The 21,266-nt window shown below is 33.4% G+C and carries 14 protein-coding genes; 11 read left to right on the forward strand and 3 right to left on the reverse strand.

Going from position 1 to position 21,266, the window contains the following annotated elements:
- Nucleotides 1-114 precede the first annotated feature (114 nt).
- The gene (locus ACTU6T_RS06390; RefSeq protein WP_460220406.1) at nucleotides 115-1,518 is read left to right on the forward strand and encodes a toxin-antitoxin system YwqK family antitoxin; all 1,404 of its coding nucleotides are present in this window, start codon (nucleotides 115-117) and stop codon (nucleotides 1,516-1,518) included.
- A gap of 113 nt (nucleotides 1,519-1,631) precedes the next feature.
- Here the strand turns inward: ACTU6T_RS06390 and ACTU6T_RS06395 are convergent, their stop codons facing one another.
- The gene (locus tag ACTU6T_RS06395) at nucleotides 1,632-2,684 is read right to left on the reverse strand and encodes an alkane 1-monooxygenase (protein WP_460220407.1); all 1,053 of its coding nucleotides are present in this window, start codon (nucleotides 2,682-2,684) and stop codon (nucleotides 1,632-1,634) included.
- Between the two features lie 122 nt (nucleotides 2,685-2,806).
- On the opposite strand from ACTU6T_RS06395, the gene ACTU6T_RS06400 reads away from it, so the two are divergent.
- The 5 genes from ACTU6T_RS06400 (at nucleotide 2,807) to ACTU6T_RS06420 (ending at nucleotide 10,317) form a co-directional block, all read left to right on the forward strand.
- On the forward strand, nucleotides 2,807-6,304 hold the full coding sequence (locus tag ACTU6T_RS06400) for a DUF4175 family protein (RefSeq protein ID WP_460220408.1): 3,498 nt from the start codon (nucleotides 2,807-2,809) through the stop codon (nucleotides 6,302-6,304).
- On the forward strand, nucleotides 6,297-6,707 hold the full coding sequence (gene ybeY, locus ACTU6T_RS06405; protein ID WP_460220409.1) for an rRNA maturation RNase YbeY: 411 nt from the start codon (nucleotides 6,297-6,299) through the stop codon (nucleotides 6,705-6,707). Before ACTU6T_RS06400 ends, ybeY begins: the two co-directional genes overlap by 8 nt.
- 78 nt (nucleotides 6,708-6,785) lie before the next feature.
- Entirely contained in the window at nucleotides 6,786-8,657 is a 1,872-nt protein-coding gene (gene mnmG / locus ACTU6T_RS06410; protein ID WP_460220410.1) for a tRNA uridine-5-carboxymethylaminomethyl(34) synthesis enzyme MnmG, read from the forward strand.
- Between the two features lie 64 nt (nucleotides 8,658-8,721).
- Entirely contained in the window at nucleotides 8,722-9,582 is an 861-nt protein-coding gene (locus ACTU6T_RS06415; protein ID WP_460220411.1) for a class I SAM-dependent methyltransferase, read from the forward strand.
- A 216-nt stretch (nucleotides 9,583-9,798) separates the two neighbouring features.
- Entirely contained in the window at nucleotides 9,799-10,317 is a 519-nt protein-coding gene (locus ACTU6T_RS06420; protein ID WP_460220412.1) for an OmpH/Skp family outer membrane protein, read from the forward strand.
- An 82-nt stretch (nucleotides 10,318-10,399) separates the two neighbouring features.
- On the opposite strand, the gene ACTU6T_RS06425 is transcribed toward ACTU6T_RS06420, so the two are convergent.
- Complete coding sequence (locus ACTU6T_RS06425) at nucleotides 10,400-13,087, reverse strand: GEVED domain-containing protein (RefSeq protein WP_460220413.1); 2,688 nt, start codon at nucleotides 13,085-13,087, stop codon at nucleotides 10,400-10,402.
- 107 nt (nucleotides 13,088-13,194) lie between these two features.
- Here ACTU6T_RS06425 and ACTU6T_RS06430 point away from each other — a divergent pair, with 107 nt between their 5' ends.
- Genes ACTU6T_RS06430 through ACTU6T_RS06440 form a run of 3 tightly spaced genes read left to right on the forward strand, consistent with a single transcriptional unit; the run spans nucleotide 13,195 to nucleotide 17,038 of the window.
- Nucleotides 13,195-13,710, forward strand: coding sequence for an RNA polymerase sigma factor (locus ACTU6T_RS06430; RefSeq protein ID WP_460220414.1), 516 nt, complete (start codon nucleotides 13,195-13,197; stop codon nucleotides 13,708-13,710).
- 50 nt (nucleotides 13,711-13,760) lie between these two features.
- The gene (locus tag ACTU6T_RS06435) at nucleotides 13,761-14,672 is read left to right on the forward strand and encodes a FecR family protein (protein WP_460220415.1); all 912 of its coding nucleotides are present in this window, start codon (nucleotides 13,761-13,763) and stop codon (nucleotides 14,670-14,672) included.
- Complete coding sequence (locus ACTU6T_RS06440) at nucleotides 14,669-17,038, forward strand: TonB-dependent receptor domain-containing protein (RefSeq protein WP_460220416.1); 2,370 nt, start codon at nucleotides 14,669-14,671, stop codon at nucleotides 17,036-17,038. The genes ACTU6T_RS06435 and ACTU6T_RS06440 overlap by 4 nt, the downstream gene beginning before the upstream one ends.
- A gap of 19 nt (nucleotides 17,039-17,057) precedes the next feature.
- Here the strand turns inward: ACTU6T_RS06440 and ACTU6T_RS06445 are convergent, their stop codons facing one another.
- Nucleotides 17,058-18,203, reverse strand: coding sequence for a DNA polymerase III subunit (locus ACTU6T_RS06445; protein ID WP_460220417.1), 1,146 nt, complete (start codon nucleotides 18,201-18,203; stop codon nucleotides 17,058-17,060).
- A gap of 131 nt (nucleotides 18,204-18,334) precedes the next feature.
- On the opposite strand from ACTU6T_RS06445, the gene ACTU6T_RS06450 reads away from it, so the two are divergent.
- Nucleotides 18,335-19,522 carry a phosphoglycerate kinase gene (locus ACTU6T_RS06450; RefSeq protein ID WP_460220418.1) on the forward strand — a complete coding sequence of 396 codons (1,188 nt, stop codon included), beginning with the start codon at nucleotides 18,335-18,337 and terminating at the stop codon, nucleotides 19,520-19,522.
- Nucleotides 19,523-19,658: 136 nt separating this feature from the next.
- Complete coding sequence (locus ACTU6T_RS06455; protein ID WP_460220419.1) at nucleotides 19,659-21,257, forward strand: LysM peptidoglycan-binding domain-containing protein; 1,599 nt, start codon at nucleotides 19,659-19,661, stop codon at nucleotides 21,255-21,257.
- Nucleotides 21,258-21,266: the final 9 nt, after the last annotated feature.

Below are 21,266 nucleotides of genomic sequence, written 5' to 3' on the forward strand. Positions count from 1 at the left end.
CGTAAATATAGCTTAGAAAAATGAAATATATCATCAAACACTTCCACGAATGCTTGAGTTTTTCTATTATCGTATTTAATTATTAACCATTTAGCTTTATTTAGTACCATGTTTATGAGATTATTTTTGACCTTTCTAGTTTTTATTTTAAGTGTTAATGCGTTTTCGCAAAACAAAGAGGAGTTTTTGAAAGCATTTCAAGATTATGCAAATCAGGTTTTTAAAGATGAGGTATTAAAGAAGGGTAATGGGGAAATTATAATGACTTTTGAAAATGGAAAGACCCAATATTTAATTGAAGTTAAAAATGGTGAACTTCATGGAAAGTGGATTGAATACAATAGAGAAGGAAAGGAGGTTTTTATAGCTAATTTCAATGATGGTAAACTTGATAATGAGGCAAAAACTTTCTATGATTCTGGTCAATTAGAATGTGCGTATAATTATGATAATGGTGAAATGTTGCCAGAATTTGAATGTTACTTTGAAAATGGAGTCTTAAGCGCTAAAGGAGCTTATGACAATGACAAGCAATGTCGTATTATTAGAACATACAGTGAGAGCAACAGGTTATTAATGCTAGCAAATTACACTCTAAATAATGGGCTAATTAGTGGTAAAGAGTCTCATTATTATGATGATGGAGGGTTTCAACTTAAAGCAGTTAAAAATTACAAAAACAATGAACTTCATGGCTTACTCAAAAGATATCATGAAAATGGTCAAACAAAATCAGTTGAAAATTATTTACACGGAGATTTACACGGTGAATCAAAGTTTTATAATGAAAACGGCCAAGTGGTGCTAATCAGAAACCATATTAATGATAACCAAGACGGAAAAGAGGTTAGGTATTTTGACAATGGGAATTTGAAGTCAATTGTGCATTACCTGGATGATATAGAAATAAAAGAAGAATCGTATTATGAATCAGGACAGCTAAAAAGTAAGACAAACTATAAAGAAGATGGGTCTGAAGAAACGAATTATCAATATTATGAAAATGGACAACTAAGAGGAGAATCTGATTATTCAGAAAATGGAGTCGAGAAAATCATAAAATATTATGAAAGTGGTGAAGTAAAAAGAAAGAGCATTCAAAATTTAAATACAAAAACATCAATAGACACCGAGTATTATGAAAATGGAAACCCTAAAACTTTAAAAGAGTATGTTGATTATAAGTCAACATACGACTATAAAGTCAGCGGTAAATTTATTCAATACCATGATAATGGTCAGATTGCTGTTGTAGAGCGTTTTAAAGACAGTAAATATGAAGGTAAGTGGACACAATATCATGATAATGGACAATTAGCAAGTGAAATAATATATAAGAATGATAAACCATTTATGGTTGTTTCTAGTTTCGATAGAAACGGAAAAGACAGAAAAAAAGGAACCTTTAAAAACGGAGACGGTTCTATTTTTTGGTACGACAATAACGGTTTATTACTAAAAGAAAAAGTTTATAAAGATTATAAGGTTATTGATTTTACTAACCATCAAACTAACTAATAATAAACGTTTTTGAAGCAAATAATAATGTATTGATTTAGATTGAAAACAATTAAAGCACCTTTAAGCTAAATGTAAAGTGTATTATAACATTAATGAGTTCCGTTTATAGTTTATAATAGGCTCTTTTCAACCATGTTTTTTGGTATACGCTTGTTCATTATAGAAAACCATAATGGCGGCACCATAGACAACACCATAGAAGTGGGATAGCCATATGGCATCTGTGGACTTTCATCATGACAATCTAAAATTTGATATTTTTTTGATGATTTATAATGATGATCACTGTGTCGTGTGAGTTCGTACAATACAATCCTTCCAATAACATGATTAGAATTCCAAGAGTGGATTTCTTTAACACGCTCGTATCGACCCGATTTTGTTTTAAGTCGAATTAAACCATAATGTTCGATGTAGTTCACCGTTTCAAGCAATAGAAACCCAATAATTGCTGATATGAACGCAAATAGAACGCCTGTACTTCCAAAAAGTATATATACAATAACCAAGTATGCAACTTGAAATATTACATACCAAAGCATATCATTTTTTACGGAAAAGAAGCTATTATTATTGTTTTTTAATAGTTTTTTCTGAATCTGCCAAGCACTCGTATATTGTCGAAAAATTGAGGTTACCCAAAACGAATATACAGTTTGATTATACCTTGCTGTTGCTGGATCTTCTGGTGTTGCAGCATTTAGGTGGTGGCCAAAATTATGTTCAATATAAAAGTGCATATATTGAGCCGGTAGAAGTAAAGCCTTCCCTAAAAAGCGTTCATTGGTACTCTGTCTATGACCTAATTCATGCGCCACATTTATTCCATTAACACCCAAAACAATACCAGTTGAAACCATCATTCCAATTCGTTCGTAGGTTTCAATTGTTGAGGTTGTAGAGTCATACAAACCAAAAACGACTAAAGCATAAACAATAGGAAGGTTGAGGTATAATAACCAATCAAAGAGTTTCAATTTAAGCTTACTATTAACATCTTCGGTAGATAGGTTGTTGGTGTCTATAGGAAAAATAAGCTCTAACAAAGGAATGATTACAAAGGCATATAAAGGTGTAAGAAACACAAAACCACCTTTATAATAGACACCAATAAAGGCCATAATTGGAATTGAAAATGCTGTAAGATATTTGAGGTCTTTCATGTGATTATTGATTTTGAGTTGGTCTTTATTTTAACACCACTCCTCGAAATTAACAGAATCTTACCAAATTTAGATATTTACTGTTTAAAATAAAATTGTAGATTAGTGAGTTAATTATTCGGATGACAAGTAATTTTAAACATATTCAGAGCAAATTAGAACGATTCATTAAGCGTTATTATACCAATGAATTACTGAAGGGAGCTATTTTGTTTTTTTCAATTGGGTTGTTGTACTTGATATTTACATTACTTATCGAGTATTTTTTATGGTTAAACCCTACAGCAAGAACCATTCTGTTTTGGGTGTTTATAGCTGTTGAATTAGCCTTGTTTGCTAAGTTTATTGCCTTTCCTTTGGCAAAATTGTTTCGACTTCAAAAAGGTATTGATTATGAAGATGCTTCAAAAATTATTGGCAACCACTTTTCAGAGGTGAACGATAAACTGTTAAACGTACTTCAGCTAAACAATACTAATAAGCAATCCGAATTACTTGAAGCTAGTATAGAGCAAAAATCTGCAGAACTAACTCCAATTCCCTTCAAATTAGCGGTGAATTTTCGGAAAAACGCAAAATATTTAAAATATGCGGCCATTCCAGTTCTTATTTTACTATTGTCTTTTGTGACTGGAAAAATTAACTGGTTTAGTGATAGTTATGAACGCGTTGTGAATTACAATACCGCTTATGAGCCACCCGCACCATTTGAGTTTTTTGTAGTTAATGATAATTTGAAAGCAATAGAAAACAAGGACTTTAAAGTGATTGTAAATACGGCTGGCGATATTATTCCTGAAAATGCCCAAATTCACTTTAATGATCAGTCATTTTTCATGCAACAAACTACGCCAGGACAGTTTGAGTTTGTATTCGCCCAACCAAAAGAAACCCTAACATTTAGCTTATCGGCTAATGACGTACAATCTAAAAGCTACAATTTAGATATAATTAAAGTACCAACACTTCTTAATTTTGAAATGATGCTGGATTATCCAGCATATACCAAAAAGAACGATGAGGTTTTGAAAAGCACTGGTAATGCGACAATCCCCGAAGGTACAAATGTTACATGGCGAGTAAACACAAAGTCTACTGATGATGTCGTGTTGTACTCTAAAGATACCATAGCATTTAATGTTTTGTCTGAGACCCAATTTGAAGCCTCAAAAAGAATTTACACTAATACAGACTATAGTATTAGTACAAGTAACGAACAACTAAAAGACTATGAGAATTTAGCGTTTTCTATTACTGTTGTTAAAGATAATTATCCTGAGATGAATGTGAAGATGGAAAAGGACTCTTTAGATAACCAGACCTTGTATTTTTTTGGTCAAGTTAGCGATGATTATGGATTGAGCAAGCTTCAGATGGTCTACTACCCAATTGATAGCCCCGAACAAAAGTTGGTAGAAATTATGCCAGTTTCAAAATCTAATTTTGATGAGTTCGTTAGTGCGTTTCCTAACCAGTTGAATTTGGAAGAAGGTGTAGATTATGAGCTGTATTTTCAGGTGTTTGACAATGATGCACTACATAGTTATAAAAGTTCTAAAAGCTCGGTTTTTAGTTATAGGAAGTTAACGAAAGATGAAGAAGAGCAAAAACAATTGCAAGAACAAAACGAAACCATAAAGGATATTAGTAAAACATTTGAAAAACTTCAGGAGCAGGATAAGCAATTAAAGGAATTGTCGAAAACTCAAAAAGAAAAGAAAGAACTCAACTTTAATGATAAAAAGAAATTCGAAAACTTTATAAAGCGACAGAAAGAGCAGGAGCAGTTGATGAAAAACTTCAACAAGAAACTTAAAGAAAATATAGAAGAGTTTCAGAATGAAGACCAAGAGAAAGATCAATTTAAAGAAGATCTTCAAAAGCGTTTAGAAGAGAATGAAGAGCAACTCAAGAAGGACGAAAAGCTACTAGAAGAGTTGGAGAAGATGAAAGAGAAAATTAATAAAGAAGAGTTTACACAAAAGCTTGAGGAACTGGCGAAACAGAATAAAAATAAAGAGAAAAGTTTAAAACAACTTTTAGAATTAACTAAGCGGTTTTATGTAGCTAAGAAAGCTGAGAAGCTCATGAAAGAACTTGAAGACTTATCTGAAGAGCAAGAGAAACTTTCTGAAGAGTCTAAAGAAAATAACACTAAAGAGGAGCAAGAGAAACTCAATAAAAAGTTTGAAGATTTTCAAAAACAAATGGAAGACTTAGAAAAGGAAAACCAAGAGCTTAAAAAGCCAATGGATTTACCTACAGATAAGCCAACAGAAGAATCTATAAAGCAAGATCAAAAAGAAGCAACAGATGCACTAGAAGAGCAAAAGAAAGAAGAGCAAAAAGGAGGGGAGCAACAAGAAAATCAAGAATCTCAAGAGGAAGAAAAACTAGAGCAACCCGAAGGAGAACCTCAAAACCCTCAGCAAAATCAGCAAAAAGCTAAAAAGAAACAAAAACAAGCAGCTAAAAAGATGAAACAGATGAGTCAGCAAATGGCTCAAGCAATGTCTATGGGTGGAGGAGAGCAGATGCAAGAAGATATTGAGGTGTTAAGACAAATTCTTGATAATCTGGTACTGTTTTCTTTTGATCAAGAAAGCTTAATGAATCAATTCAAAAGCATAGAGGTAAATCATAATGAATATGGTAAGTTTTTGCGTAAACAAAATAATCTTAGAGAGCATTTTGAACACATAGATGATAGTTTGTTTGCCCTATCTTTAAGGCAGCCAGCTATTTCAGAACAAGTTAATTCACAAATCACCAATGTCTTTTTTAATATTGATAAATCTTTAGGGCAACTATCTGAAAATCAAATATATCAAGGCATATCATCTCAGCAATATACCATTACTTCTACTAATGAACTTGCAAGTTTTTTGAGTGATGTTTTAGATAATATGAATATGCAAATGAACCCATCTATGGGGCAAGGTCAAGGTCAGGGACAGCAGCTTCCAGATATTATTATGAGTCAGGAAGAGCTCAATAAAAAGATGGAAGAAGGGATGAAGAAGGGAGACAAAGGAAAACAACCCAAGGATGGTAAAAATGGAGAAAGTGGCGAAGGTGAAAACTCCCAAGATGGCAAAGACGGTAAAAAAGAAGGCGGAAAGGATGGGAAAGAAGGAGATAATGGTAAACAAGGTAAAATGCAAGGCGAAGGAGATGGTGAAGGACAAGGAGAAGGAAATAATGAAGTGCAAAATGGAGAACTTTATGATATTTATCAACGTCAGCAACAATTACGTCAGGCATTAGAAAATAGATTAGGTAAAGAGGGAAAGAAAGGCTTAGGTGGTCAATTATTAAAAAAAATGGAAGAAGTTGAGTTGGATTTAATTAATAAAGGGTTCACTAATCAAACGCTTCAAAAAATGATGGAACTTCAGCATCAATTATTAAAACTAGAGAACGCCACCTTTATGCAAGGTCAAGACAATAAACGTCAATCTGAAACTAATAATAAGTCATACGATAATACAGTTCCTAATCAAATTCCTAAGGCGAAAGAATATTTTAATACTACTGAAATTTTAAATCGTCAAGCCTTACCTTTGCAGCAGGTTTATAAAAAGAAAGTTCAAGAGTATTTTAAAAAAGCTAATGATTAGTTTTAACTACGAAACAGAGTTTCAATTAGAGGATGAATTAAAGATGTCTCAATGGGTTTCACAAGCTATTTCTGTCGAAAACTGTGTTGAAGGTGATATCAATTATATCTTCTGTGATGATAACTATCTATATAATTTAAACATTGAGTTTTTAAATCACGATACACTAACTGATATTATTAGTTTTGATTATTCTGTGGGAAAAAAACTACATGGCGATATTTTTATTTCTGTTGAACGAGTAGAGGATAACGCGAATAATTTTAAGGTAGAGTTTACAGAAGAGATGGCTCGTGTAATTATCCATGGTGTTTTACATTATTGCGGATATAAAGACAAAACCGAAGAAGATGCCAAATTAATGCGAGAACGGGAAGACTACCATTTAAGCTTACTTTGCTAATAGTTAAGATTTCGATGTATATTTGCAAACTGAAAAATTCTAATTTATAACGTTCCACGTGGAACAATGTAATATATTATGTTCAACGAAGTATATGATGTGATAGTTGTTGGGGCAGGACACGCTGGAAGTGAAGCTGCTGCTGCTGCTGCTAATATGGGTAGTAAAACTTTGCTTATTACCATGAACCTACAGAACATCGCGCAAATGTCTTGTAATCCTGCCATGGGAGGAATTGCAAAAGGACAAATTGTTAGAGAGATTGATGCGCTTGGTGGTTATAGCGGAATTGTTAGTGATACATCTGCAATACAATTTAAAATGTTGAATAAGTCTAAAGGACCTGCAATGTGGAGTCCTAGAGTGCAAAGTGATCGTATGCGATTTGCAGAAGACTGGAGGTTGCTTTTAGAGCAAACAAAAAATTTAGATTTTTACCAAGAAATGGTTTCTGGATTGATAGTTGAAAACCATAAAGTGATTGGGGTTAAAACATCTCTTGGAATTGAGGTTAAAGCCAAAACAGTTGTCCTTACTAATGGTACTTTTTTAAATGGTTTAATTCATATAGGTGATAAAAATTTTGGTGGAGGACGCGCAGGAGAAAGAGCAGCTACAGGCATTACTGAACAACTTATAGATTTAGGTTTTGATTCTGGAAGAATGAAAACAGGAACTCCACCTAGAGTTGATGGACGATCCCTTGATTATTCAAAAATGATTGAACAACCTGGAGATGATACACCGGAAAAATTTTCTTATTTAGAACATATTAAGCCGCTTACAGAACAGCGTTCTTGTCACATGACATATACAAGCCCTGAAGTACATGATTTGCTTCGAGCCGGGTTTGATCGTTCACCTATGTTTAATGGTAGAATTCAAAGTACTGGTCCGCGATACTGTCCTTCAATTGAAGATAAAATAAATCGATTTGCTGATAAAGATAGACACCAATTATTTGTAGAACCTGAAGGCTGGAATACTGTTGAGGTCTATGTCAATGGCTTTTCTACTTCGCTTCCTGAAGATGTTCAATATAATGCTTTGAAATCTGTAGTTGGTTTTGAAAACGTAAAATTTTTTAGACCTGGCTATGCTATTGAATATGATTATTTTCCACCTACACAATTAAAGCATACACTTGAAACTAAACTTGTAGAAGGTTTGTTTTTTGCTGGTCAAATCAATGGCACGACTGGTTATGAAGAAGCGGCATCTCAGGGTTTAATGGCAGGAATAAATGCAGCATTAAAAGTTCAAGAAAAAGACGAATTTATACTAAAACGAAATGAGGCATATATTGGTGTTTTAGTAGACGATCTAATCACAAAAGGCACAGAAGAACCTTATAGAATGTTTACGTCTCGTGCTGAATATAGAACGTTATTGAGACAAGATAATGCAGATTTTAGGTTAACTCCTAAGGGTTATAATTTGGGCTTAGCTAGTGAGGTGCGTTTAAAGCGTATGGAGCAAAAGCAAACCCAATCTGAAAATTTTGTTGATTTCTTTAGACAAACCAGTGTTAAACCAGAAGAAGCTAATCCAGTTTTAGAAGCAAAGAATTCATCTTTAGTTAAACAATCTGATAAGATGTTTAAACTCTTTTCTAGGCCCAATATTACGACTGAAGATATGCGTCAATTTCAAGCTGTTGAAAACTATATTCAAGAACACAATCTTGATAGAGAGGTTATTGAACAAACGGAAATACAGGTTAAATATTCTGGATATATAGAAAAAGAAAAAAACAATGCTGATAAACTAAACAGGTTAGAAGATGTTAAAATCCCTTCAAATTTTGACTATACACAGTTAAAATCTATGAGCACTGAAGCAATTCAAAAGCTAACCAAAATTCAGCCTGTTACGATTTCACAGGCCTCCAGAATAAGCGGTGTTTCTCCTGCTGATGTTTCTGTTTTGTTAGTGTATCTGGGTCGATAAATTGCTTTTTTAAAGCATGTTTCACGTGGAACAACTCAATTAAACAATAAATAATTTTCAATTAGTGATACAAGAGACTAATAAAAATCTATATCTAGAAGTCAAAGACTATTCTGTTTCTGGTGAAACATTTCAACTAATGCACAATGATGTATTAGACATGCTCGAAACAACCCCTCAACCTTCCAAAGACACATTAGCCAAGTATTACGATAGTGATGATTACATTTCTCATACTGATGCTAAACGAAATATATTTGAGCGTGTATACCACATTATAAAATCTATTGCGCTTAAACGAAAACTAAATTTAATTAATAGTTTTTATTCAAATGACAAAACACTTTTGGATGTTGGATGTGGAACAGGTGATTTTTTAAAAATAGCTAAAGACAATAATTGGATAGTTTCAGGAATTGAACCAAACAAAAACGCTCGTTTAATTGCTAATCAAAAAACTAATAACTCTGTGTTTGATATTGATCATTTATTAAAAATTAAACCTCATAGTTTTGATGTTATCACACTTTGGCATGTGCTCGAGCATTTGCCAGAATTAGAAAAACATATTGCAATTTTCGAATCACTTTTAAAAAGAAACGGAAGACTTGTGATTGCGGTTCCTAATTTTAAAAGTTATGATGCTAACCATTACAAAAGTTTTTGGGCAGCTTATGATGTTCCAAGACATTTGTGGCATTTCTCTAAAGCTACTATTTCTAAATTGGCGCAAAATAAAAACATGTCAGTTATAAAAACAATACCCATGACTTTTGATGCATATTATGTATCTCTTCTTTCTGAAAAATATAAAAATGGGTTTATGAATGTATTTAAGGCATTTTGGATAGGGTGGAGATCAAACATGAAAGCTAAACGTTCAGGAGAGTATTCATCTTTAATATACGTCATTAAAAAAGGTTAAAACGCAATTTTAAGCGATTTAAGCGCCTATAAGAAGCAAATACATATAATGTGGTTGTTTTATTTTTAAACCGGAATAGCGCTTTGGATTTGGATCCATTTTCTATAGATTTTTCAAATAATATATATAACCTCTATAAAAAATACTTATAGTATCTTTTTTGCATAACTATTCAATCTCTTTTTTACATTTGCAAAAAATTAATAAAAACTAAACATGAAAAATTTATTAGGTGTATTCGCTATTGTATTTGTTTTAACATCTTGCCAAGAACAACAAAAAATTGCTTTTGTAGATAATGGAGAAGTAATAAATGCATACCAAGAAAAAATTGACGTAGAGGCAAAATATAAATTGAAAGATGAAAATTTCAAAAAACGTGCTGATAGTATCAGCCAAGCTTTCCAATTAGAAGCTCAAAACTTTCAGGTGAATGCTACTAAGTTTTCTCAAAAAAAGCAACAAGAGCAATACCAAGCATTAGGTCAAAAACAACAGTTATTACAACAACAATTACAAAGAGAGCAACAAAATTTAACTGAGCAATTTAATGTTGAAATAGATTCAGTTATTAGCAATGTTAAAACATTTGTTGCTAATTACGGTAAAACAAATGGATACAGTTTCATTTTAGGAAAAAATGAAGCAGGAAGTGTTATGTATGGAACCGAACAAAATGATATCACAAAGACAATCATTGAGGCTATTAATGCAGATTACAAATCTAAGGAATAAGACATAACTACCACATAATCAGAATATAAACAAAAAGAGAGGTGAATTAACACCTCTCTTTTTTTCTACCATAACACTTTTTCTATTTCACAACAATTTTTCCCACTTTAAAAACATTTCCTCTTCCAAGTTTCACGATGTAAACTCCACTTGATACGTATGACATATCAAGTTCGTAGCGATATTCGTTACTATTTTCTTTTTCAATGTTGTTAAAGGCTAATATTTGACCTGTTATGGTATAAAGACTAAAACTTAATTTTTCGTTTATAGATGTTTTTAGAATGATTTCAAACTGATTATCAGGATGACTTAAAATGGAGAATTCAGAATCATCCAAGTCAATTTCAGGTAAGCTAAGAGTGCTATCAATAATATTCACGGTATAGTCTTGAACTTCACCATATGCAAAATTGCTACATGGATTTAAAATATCTCCACTTGCAGATGTATCAATTGCTTTAGCTCTTAACACGTGAGACCCTAAAGGCGCATCAGTTGGTATGGTTAATATGAAATCGACAAGCGCATCAACTGCAGTAAAGAATGCTCCAGAAATAAGGCGTTCTGAATCTTGAAAAGTTCCATCATCATTAAAGTCGATCCAAATAGATAAAGCTTCAACATTGGCGCCATTATCCCAATTGGTTTGAGCTTGTAAGGTATACACATTATTTCCAGGACTCCTATCTAGATTAGTAGTTAAATCTCTTCTGTCTGCATAACCAGATGAAGCACCAGTTGTATTGCAACCATCACCACCATCATCAGCTGAGATGTCAGCCAAAATAAATTGTTTAATGCCATCAACCCCACAACCAATAGTTGCTGAAGGCTCGCAATATAAAACAGCATTTGTAACAGTCTTAGTAAAGCTATCATTGTCTGTATTATCATCATTTGCTAATCCTGTAGAAGCTATAATCTCATAATCTTGCCCGTTAGTTGATAGGTCTGCTGTTTGAGTAAATGTATATGAAGTAGTTGCCCCAGCTCCTAATGGTCCGACAAAAGTAGCGTTGATAGCAGTTCCTCCATTAATCGTATAGCTTACAGGGATATTAGATTGCTCATTTTCACCAAAATTTCTTATAGTTACAGTTATGTTTTCTGTACTTGACAACACACCGTTTTCAGGAGCTGTAATATCGGTTATTCCAACATCATTAGGTAATGGAGTTGTAATTTGAAAAGAAGCAACAGCATCTCTTCTGTTTCCGTTTCTGAAGTATTCAGAAGTAAACCAAAAGGTTTCATTATCTAATGGATCTATAGTTAAATGCGAATAATCGGCATATCTCGTTGTTGGATTATCTGTATTACTTTGTACAATAGTCTCTTCAATTCCAGTCATCACATTCAAAGGGTCTCCATCAAAACGACCTGTATATCGTAATGATACACTTTGAGTAGTACTTACTGAACTATATGCCATTGCAATGCTTCCAGTTGCGTCCATTCCCATACTGGCAGCAAAGGCATGTCTTCCTTCTGGTGCTGAGTATGTTCCTTCTTGATAGATAGACCAAGGTTGACCATCACCAGATTGTCTTAGTTCATACCAACGTACAGCAGCCAATTTCTCACCAACACCTACATCAACCACGAAATTGAATACTACAGAATTGTGTGTTGGAAATTTTCTAAACTGAGCTTGGTTCATTATAGTGGCTTGCATAGCATCTATGCTAATACCATTTGGTTGTTGTAAGTTATTAAATGCACCACCATCAAATACACCAACAAAATCTGTTACAGGAATTTCTATAGGAGCAGAAATTGAGGAGTTAGCAGGAGTAGTCCAGTCTATATTTATAGTCCATAGTTTTAAATGGTCATCTCCTGGGTCAACACCATCCCAAGCATCATCTTGCATATAAACCATAGTTGCATTTCCTGTCGCTGGTAAAGGACCATTTCCAACGTTAAATACCTGTGGGCTAAAGAATCCGCTAGTAACTAATCCTGGTGCTGTAAATGCCTGAATACTTGCAGTAGGATCACCAACTAACATTTTATCTCTTTCTATAGCCCAAACATTTCCATTACCACCACCAATATTAGCAGTGACATAGTAAGCATCAGACCAGATAGAAAATTTTGTGTAATCAGGAAAAGCACCTGTTTGAAATGCTGAAGACGAATAAACATGCCAACCCCCAGTCACAGGGTTGTTGGTTTGTGAAACAGCAACGCTAAACCCGTTTGGATTTCCAGAGAATTGAGTTAATATATAGCGATCTACGGCAGCATCATACAATACGATTGGATCTCCAGGGTTTTCCCCAAAAACCGTAGCTAAATCAGCAGCATTAGGCATTCCAGCTGCTGGAGACCCATCTCTATTAAATATTTGAAAGGCAGTATTCCATGAGGCAATATAAAAATCTAAACCAATAGCTCCAGTTGGATCAGAAGGTGTAGCAGTATTTGTGGTAGAATCAAAAACCAAGTTTGTAGATCTCATTGGTATTTGTGGGGCATTTCTTTGAAGTGGTAAGAGCGCATCTGGACCAGAGGAACCTTTTCCTGGAACAACTTTGTTTCCAGACCATTGTTTTGGTCTCCCTAATTTTTCTCTGTCACTTACTAGATCTGCGGCAATAAAGGTGTTGTCTTTGATTTGGTCTGCAATACTAGGAACAAATTTATAATCTAGCTGTTGCTCCCAAAGTAGAGTTTCTGTTTTTCCTTGTGTTTGCTGTGCAAATGAAATATACGCAACAAACACAAAACAGAACAATAACAATGGGCGTAAGTTAGTCTTCATGGACTGTAAAAATTAATGGTTGAGTATGTAGAACAGTTTGATATGTAAACACCCTACTTTTTAAGTATTATTTTTTAATTTTAACTCCAAATCTATTATAGCAATAAATGACTACAACGAAGAATACCTCTTTGTGTGATGAAAAAAACTATGAATTGTTTTTCAAAACACATTCTAAAGTCTTTAGAAATTATATTTATTACAAATGTGGAGATCTTCAGCAGGCCGAAGATATAGTTCAAGATACATTCATTAAACTTTGGAAGAATTGCGCTAAAGTTGCTTTTAAAAAAGCAAAGTCTTACATGTTTACTATAGCAAATAATGCATTTTTAAATCAGGTAGCTCATAAAAAGGTGGTTTTAGAATATGAAAAAACGATAACCAATCAACAAACTAATGAAAGTCCAGAGTTTTTATTAGAAGAAAAAGAGTTTCTAGCCAAGCTAAATAGCGCAATAGCTGATTTGCCAGAAAAGCAACGAGTAGTATTTTTACTTAGCCGAATTGATAAAAAAAAATACCGTGAAATTTCTGAACTGTTAGGTATTTCAGTTAAGGCTGTAGAAAAGCGAATGAGTAACGCTTTAGAATCCTTAAGAAAAAAAATAAGTCATATTTAAAGTAGGGTAAAACGAAACATAAAGGTTTTACATAAGTAATCGAGATTAAAATGGAGAAAGATATTACAAACGGATCGATAATCAGAAAATGGCTTGAAGGTGAGTTATCAGAGCAAGAGATAAGCGCTTTAAAGACCTCTGATACTTATAAAGATTATAAAAAGATTATAGATGCCGCTGATGCCTTAAACGTACCTACTTATGATATTGACCAAGAGTATATTAAAATCCAAAGCTTAAAACAACAAAAGTCAAAACCAGTAGTAAAATTAAAACACTGGATGTATACTGCTGCAGCTATTTTGGTACTAGCTTTTGGATATTTTTACTTAGTCAACGACACAGCCAAATATCACACCGCTTATGGAGAGCAACTTACTGTTACGCTTCCTGACAACTCAAAAATTTTATTAAATGCTAATTCCTCAATTGAATTTGATGAGCCCAATTGGGATAAAAAAAGAGAGGTTAGTTTAAGCGGAGAAGGTTTTTTTGAAGTAGAAAAAGGGTCTAAGTTTACTGTTAAAACTAACCAAGGTTTGGTAGAAGTTTTAGGCACTAAATTTAACGTATTAGTTCAGTCAAATGTTTTTGAGGTAACCTGTTTAGAGGGAAAAGTAAAAGCATCAGACACAAAAGGAAAATCTACCATACTAACTCGCGGAATGGGATACAGAAATATAATTGGTGAAACCGAAGCTTGGAATTTTACAGAAACTCACCCGTCATGGACTCAAGGCGAAAGTAGTTTTGTTAATGCACCATTACACCAAGTTTTAATTACTTTCCAAAACCAATACAATGTTACATTTGAAAATAAAAATGTAGATGAAAACCAACGCTTCACAGGAAGCTTTACTCATGATAATTTCAATACAGCATTAAAAACTTTATTTGATGCTATGGAAATTTCATATACTTTTGAAGAAGAACAAAAGATTGTTCTTTTTAAAAGCGAATGAGATTAAGATTATTAATAATCGTCCTACTACTTTCATTTACAGCATTCTCACAAGAAAATAATTCTGTAAACTATAATCAAGCACCTTTAGGAGATGTATTAAAAGATATTGAATCAAAATTTAATATCAAGTTTTCCTTTAAAACAAAATTAATTGAAAATCAATTTATTACACTATCTGAAAATGATATTAGCCTTGAAGATGTCCTACAGGCTATAACATTGCAATCGAGCGTAAAGTTTAAAAAAATTACAGATCGTTACTATACCTTAGGAGCAAAATCCACCAAAAGAATATCAGACTTACAAGAATTAGATGAGGTATTTGTATCTGAGTTTCCAACAATAGGAATAAATAAAACAGATAATGGTTCTATCTCTGTTGACCCAGACAAATTAGCGATACTTCCAGGGCTTATTGAACCTGACGTACTTCAAAGTCTTCAAATTTTGCCTGGAGTACAAAGTCCAGATGAAACCGCATCAGGGTTATATATTCGAGGTGCAACACCAGATCAAAATCTAGTATTATGGGATGGTATAAAAATGTATTATTCTGGACATTTTTTTGGAATATTATCTGCATTTAACCCTTATGTAACGGATGAGGTTAATTTGACAAAAAATGGAACCAGTGCTCGTTATGGGAATGCCCTATCAGGTGTTATCGATATTACTTCTACTCCAGATATTCCTAAAGATTTAAAAATTGGATTTGGTACGAATTTTACTCACGCAGATGTTTATCTAAAAACACCAATAACAGAGAAACTCGGCCTAGTGGTGTCAGCAAGACGTTCATTTAATGATGTTTTTGAAACAGTAACATTTAAAAATTATTCAGATAGAGTATTTCAAGATATTAGATCCTATATTGATGAAAACGAACTAAACTCAACAGTAGATAACACTTTTTATTTTGCTGATTATACAGCAAAGCTAATTGCTGAATTATCACCTAAAGACAAATTAACATTCAGCACCTTATACACCACTAATGATTTGGATTATAATTTCAGATTTGAAGATGATGTTGAAACCTCTGAAGACGAATTAGAAATTAGCAACCGAGGAGCAAGTTTAACGTGGAACAGAGCACAGAGTGATCATTTATTTTTTAAGACAGAAGCATTTTTTTCTAATTTCAAATTGGATTATGCAGGAGAGAAAACCATTTTTGGGTTTTTTGAAGAAGGTGAAAAAAATAACGATATCATGGAAGTTGGCGTATCTCTTGAAAGCACATTGAAGTTTAATGATAAGCATAGTATTCATACAGGATATCAATTCTCGACTAATGACGTGAGTTATGATTTATATAGTTTTTTAGAGTTATTTGATGATGTTCCTTTTGAAGAGTCACTCTCTCAAACCAATATTACACATGCTGCGTATTCTGAATATCAGTTCAAAGGAGAAAAATTTCAAACAACTGCTGGTGTTAGAGTTTCACACTATTCGGTAGAAGATGAATTATTTTTAGAACCAAGGGTTACACTAAAAACTAAGTTATCTAATACCATAAGTTTAAAAGCTGCTTTTGAAGCGAAAACCCAAGCGGTAAGTCAAGTGATAGAATTTCAGTCTTCAAATTTAGGGTTTGGACTCGAAAACCAGGTTTGGACATTGGCCTCTGGAGATAGTATTCCTGTGCAACAAAGCAGGCAAGTTTCTGCTGGAATTGAATTTAAAAAGAACAAATGGAATATTGATATCGATGCATATTATAGAACCATAAAAGGGGTGACAACAAATACAAGAGGTTTTAGAGACGTTTCTTTTTTCTATACTGATGGAAGAACAGAAGCATTTGGTGTTGATGTTTTGATTAATAAAAAAATTGGAAACTATAGAACATGGGTAGCGTATTCTTTTTTAAATAATGACATAACAATTAATGAATTAGATTTTGATACGTTTGAATTTAACGACCGACGAACCTACTCAGGAAATTACGATATTACTCATAACTTTAGTTGGTCTCACGCTTACAATTGGAAAAACTTAGAAGTTTCTTTAGGTTGGCGAATAAGAACAGGACGACCATACACCCTTTTAGAATCCATAACATCAGATGAACAATTTATTTATTTTAATTATGGAGAGGTAAATGAAGAACGTTTACCCAATTACCATAGACTAGATTTTTCATCTACTTATAAGTTTAAGTTTTCTAAAGACGGAAAATGGAAAGGAAAAGTGGGGATCTCTATTTTGAATTTGTACAATAGAGAAAATGTATTATTTCGTCAATTTTTTCAGGGAGATGCTGTAGATGATAGAGAGAATCCCGATTATGAAGTTGTTCGTTCAGATTTCTTATCATTTGGCATAACACCTAATGTTGTGTTTAGGGTTGAATTCTAGTGCCTATTATTAAAAGCTTTTATTTTTTGTGTAGTAATCGTGTTAGCTTTATAGACAAATCTGTTAGAATAATTTTTGAGTTTCCGTTGCGCTCTATATGGTAAATAGCATCTTGTAGTTCATTTGAAATGTCCAGAATATTATTCCCATGCACAAAAGGGGCAAACTTTTCTAATTTAAATGCGGTTTTGGGCTCCATAAACACTAAATCATCAGCATTATAATTAAGTAATAATGCTTGCCTAAAAAAATCAAGACAAAAACTTAAAAATTGCTTTTGAGTTTCACGGCCAGTTTTAGCTATGGTTTCGCTCCAAGAAATTAAATCATGAATAGCACTTTTATTTCCTTTTGCTTTAAAAGCTGAGCGAATCCAAAATACAAACCATTCTTCAAACTGAGTATCTTCACTATCACTATAAACAACATCACAAGCTTTATTGTAATTTCCATTGGCTTGATGAGCTATTTTAACAGCATCAGCCACAGGGATTTGATAGTTTTTTATTAAAGCATCTTTAATAACATCCTCAGCCAAAGGAGGAAAGTGTAAGACCTGACATCTTGATCTAATGGTGTTGATAATTTGTTCTTCATCTTCGGCAATTAAAATAAAAATAGTCTTATTAGGAGGCTCTTCTATAAGCTTAAGTAATTTATTAGCCGCTGAAGTATTCATTTTTTCAGCCATCCAAATGAGCATAACTTTGTAACCACCTTCATAAGATTTAAGAGATAATGCCTTTACAATATCTTGAGCTTCATCAACACCAATTTGACCTTGTTTATTGTCAATGCCTAGAGCACGATACCAATCAAATAAATTGCCATAGGGTTGCTTCTCAATTAACTGGCGCCACTCTTCTAAAAAATGACTAGATACTGGGTGACTTTTAATTTTATCATTTGTCGCAACTGGAAACGCAAAATGCAAATCTGGATGAGATAGATTTTTAAATTTCAAATTACAAACTTCATTACCCTCAGTATTTTCGGCATTGGTGTTGTTGCATAATAAATATTGTGCATAAGCAATTGCCATAGGTAATGTTCCAGAACCTTCTGGACCTACAAACAATTGCGCATGTGGAACGCGCCCAAAATCTGCACTCTTTGTAAGGTGGCTTTTAATGTGTTCTTGTCCTAAAATTTCTGAAAATAGCATAAAGCAAACCTACATATTTTTTTTAAATGTTTACTAATATCACCCATGCAATCGTTTTCGTAAAAAAACAGCTTTTTTCGATTGGTTTTATTGGTTACATTTGTGATGCAATTTTTATAAATTCCTAATATATGACAACTATAAACGACTTCAATTTTGATAATAAAAAAGCCTTAATTCGTGTTGATTTTAATGTGCCTTTAAATGAGGATTTTGAGGTTACTGATGCCACACGTATTATCTCTGCAAAACCAACTATTATAAAAGTACTTGAGGATGGTGGAAGTTGTATTTTAATGTCACACTTAGGGCGTCCAAAAGGAGTTCAGGATGAGTTTTCTTTGCGTCATATAGTAAATAAGGTTGAAGATGTTTTAGGGGTTTCTGTAAAATTTGTTGATGAATGCATCGGCTCTAAAGCTGAAGCAGCAGCAGCAAATCTCAATCCGGGAGAAATTTTATTGCTAGAGAATTTACGTTTTCATGATGAAGAAAAACAAGGAGACAAAGATTTTGCCGAGGCTTTATCTAAGTTGGGGGACATTTACGTTAACGATGCTTTTGGTACTGCGCATAGAGCACATGCATCAACGACTGTTGTTGCACAATTTTTTCCTGAGACCAAGTGCTTCGGAAATTTGCTAGCTCAAGAAATTGAGAGTATTAAGAAAGTTATGGAAACTGGAGAAAAACCTGTTTTAGCTGTTTTAGGAGGGGCTAAAGTGTCATCGAAAATTACAATTATTGAGAATATATTAGATAAAGTAGACCATTTAATTATTGGTGGCGGAATGACTTTTACGTTTATTAAAGCGCAAGGCGGAAGCATTGGAGATTCTATTTGTGAAGACGATAAAATGGATCTAGCCATGGAAATTATGGAAAAAGCTAAGGCTAAAAATGTTCAAATTCATTTACCAGTTGATGTTTTAGCTGCTAATGCATTTAGTAATGATGCAGACACACAAATCTTAGATGTCACTAATATCCCTGATGGATGGCAAGGCTTAGATGCTGGGCCAAAATCTAAAGCAATCTTTCATGATGTGGTTATGCAATGTAAAACCATTTTGTGGAATGGTCCTTTAGGTGTATTTGAAATGGATAACTTCGCAAAGGGAACCATTGCGCTTGGAGACTCAATTGCTGAAGCGACTAAAAATGGTGCGTTTTCACTTGTTGGAGGAGGAGATTCTGTTGCAGCGGTAAAGCAATTTGGATTTGAAAACAAGGTAAGTTATGTTAGTACAGGAGGAGGAGCAATGCTAGAAAGTTTAGAAGGAAAAACCCTTCCTGGAATTGCTGCTATTTTAGACTAAGCTTTTCAGATTCACTACAACGTTTATTAAGAAAACCCCTACAGACTTAGTTAAATTGTCTAATTAAACTTTCATTTTAACCAAAAAAATACGATTTTAGCTGACCTATCGTTTAGGTAGTTAAACAATATAACCAATGAACCCAAAGCTAATACCCCTAACGTTTGGCTTTCTGTTTTGCGCTTTATTTTGTTTTGGTCAGGACTCTATTCCAACAACGACCAAAATAAAAAGGCTTACAGAATCCGATTTTATTGAAGGCGAAACCTACGTCATTGACACCATTATTGATGGTAAGACCTATTTTAAAAAACATCTGAGTATCACTCCAGTAGTTGATTCAACAACCATCACAAAACTTGAAGATCATAAACTTGCGGCCGAAATTGATGAGAAGTGGCTAGAAGAACTGTACAGTAATAATTTATTTGATACCATTTATAAATCAGTTTCTGAATTAAAGTACGACCCAGTAGATTACCCTGAGTTAACGACCGATACTCTAAAAGCAAGATTGAAACGACTAAATGCTAGAACACCTTTTAATATTGAATACAACCCTTCGTTAGAAAGTGTCATTAAGTCTTATTTAAAACATCGTCGAAACTCATTGTCTCGATTGATGTCATTAAGTCATTATTACTTTCCATTGTTTGAAGAATCTTTAGATAATTATGACATTCCTCTTGAAGTTAAATATTTAGCTATAGTTGAATCTGCATTAAAGCCAAGAGCACGATCTCGAGTTGGAGCTACTGGGTTATGGCAATTTATGTTTGGAACAGGAAAAGAGTATGGACTCAATGTAAGCAGTTATGTTGATGAACGTAGTGATCCTATAAAATCTACCGAAGCAGCAAGCAAATATTTAGCACGTCTTTATAAGATTTTTGGAGATTGGGATTTGGCTTTAGCAGCGTATAATTCAGGACCAGGAAATGTGTCTAAAGCAATTAGACGTTCTGGAGGGTATGAAAACTATTGGAATATTAGATCACATCTTCCACGTGAAACAGCAGGATACCTACCCGCGTTTTTAGCAACCATGTATATTTTTGAGTTTGCAAAAGAGCATGGCTTTGAAGTTGAGCGACCACAATATCATTATGTAGAAACCGATACAATTCATGTAAAGAAAATGATTACGTTAGACCAGGTTTCAGAATTGGTAGACGTGCCTATAGAACAGCTTCAATTTTTAAATCCGTCTTATAAATTAGATATTATTCCATATATCAAAGGAGAGAACTATACGTTAAGGTTGCCAAGAGAGGCTGTTGGTAAATTTGTAACTAATGAAAAACAGATTTATGCATTTGTTGAAGAAGAATTGAATAAACGAGAAAAGCCATTACCTCAATTTTTTGACTCGAATAGCAAAGTGAGATATCGTGTAAGATCTGGAGATTATTTGGGGAAAATAGCTAGGAAGTATGGTGTTAGAGTGAGTCAGATTAAGCAATGGAATGGACTTCGAAGCAACAATTTAAAGATTGGTCAGCGATTAACCATTTATCCTAGAAACCCATCAACTTCGGCAAAAAAAGTAAGTTTGAGTTCACCAAAAAAAGTGATTAACACTGAAGGAAAGTCGACCTACAGAGTTCAAAAAGGGGATTCACTTTGGAGTATTTCACAAAAATTCCCTGGAGTTTCAGTTCAAAATATTAAAGAATGGAACGATATTAGCAGTAACAAACTAAAAATTGGGATGACCCTAGTGGTATCTAAGTAACTCAAATTC

It is taken from the genome of Psychroserpens citreus (genome assembly GCF_055686305.1).

Coding starts and splice junctions, on each gene's coding strand:
- ACTU6T_RS06390 (WP_460220406.1), top strand. CDS start 115: ATGAGATTATTTTTGACCTTTCTAGTTTTTATTTTAAGTGTTAATGCG.
- ACTU6T_RS06395 (WP_460220407.1), bottom strand. CDS start 2,684: ATGAAAGACCTCAAATATCTTACAGCATTTTCAATTCCAATTATGGCC.
- ACTU6T_RS06400 (WP_460220408.1), top strand. CDS start 2,807: ATGACAAGTAATTTTAAACATATTCAGAGCAAATTAGAACGATTCATT.
- ybeY (WP_460220409.1), top strand. CDS start 6,297: ATGATTAGTTTTAACTACGAAACAGAGTTTCAATTAGAGGATGAATTA.
- mnmG (WP_460220410.1), top strand. CDS start 6,786: ATGTTCAACGAAGTATATGATGTGATAGTTGTTGGGGCAGGACACGCT.
- ACTU6T_RS06420 (WP_460220412.1), top strand. CDS start 9,799: ATGAAAAATTTATTAGGTGTATTCGCTATTGTATTTGTTTTAACATCT.
- ACTU6T_RS06425 (WP_460220413.1), bottom strand. CDS start 13,087: ATGAAGACTAACTTACGCCCATTGTTATTGTTCTGTTTTGTGTTTGTT.
- ACTU6T_RS06430 (WP_460220414.1), top strand. CDS start 13,195: ATGACTACAACGAAGAATACCTCTTTGTGTGATGAAAAAAACTATGAA.
- ACTU6T_RS06435 (WP_460220415.1), top strand. CDS start 13,761: ATGGAGAAAGATATTACAAACGGATCGATAATCAGAAAATGGCTTGAA.
- ACTU6T_RS06440 (WP_460220416.1), top strand. CDS start 14,669: ATGAGATTAAGATTATTAATAATCGTCCTACTACTTTCATTTACAGCA.
- ACTU6T_RS06445 (WP_460220417.1), bottom strand. CDS start 18,203: ATGCTATTTTCAGAAATTTTAGGACAAGAACACATTAAAAGCCACCTT.
- ACTU6T_RS06450 (WP_460220418.1), top strand. CDS start 18,335: ATGACAACTATAAACGACTTCAATTTTGATAATAAAAAAGCCTTAATT.
- ACTU6T_RS06455 (WP_460220419.1), top strand. CDS start 19,659: ATGAACCCAAAGCTAATACCCCTAACGTTTGGCTTTCTGTTTTGCGCT.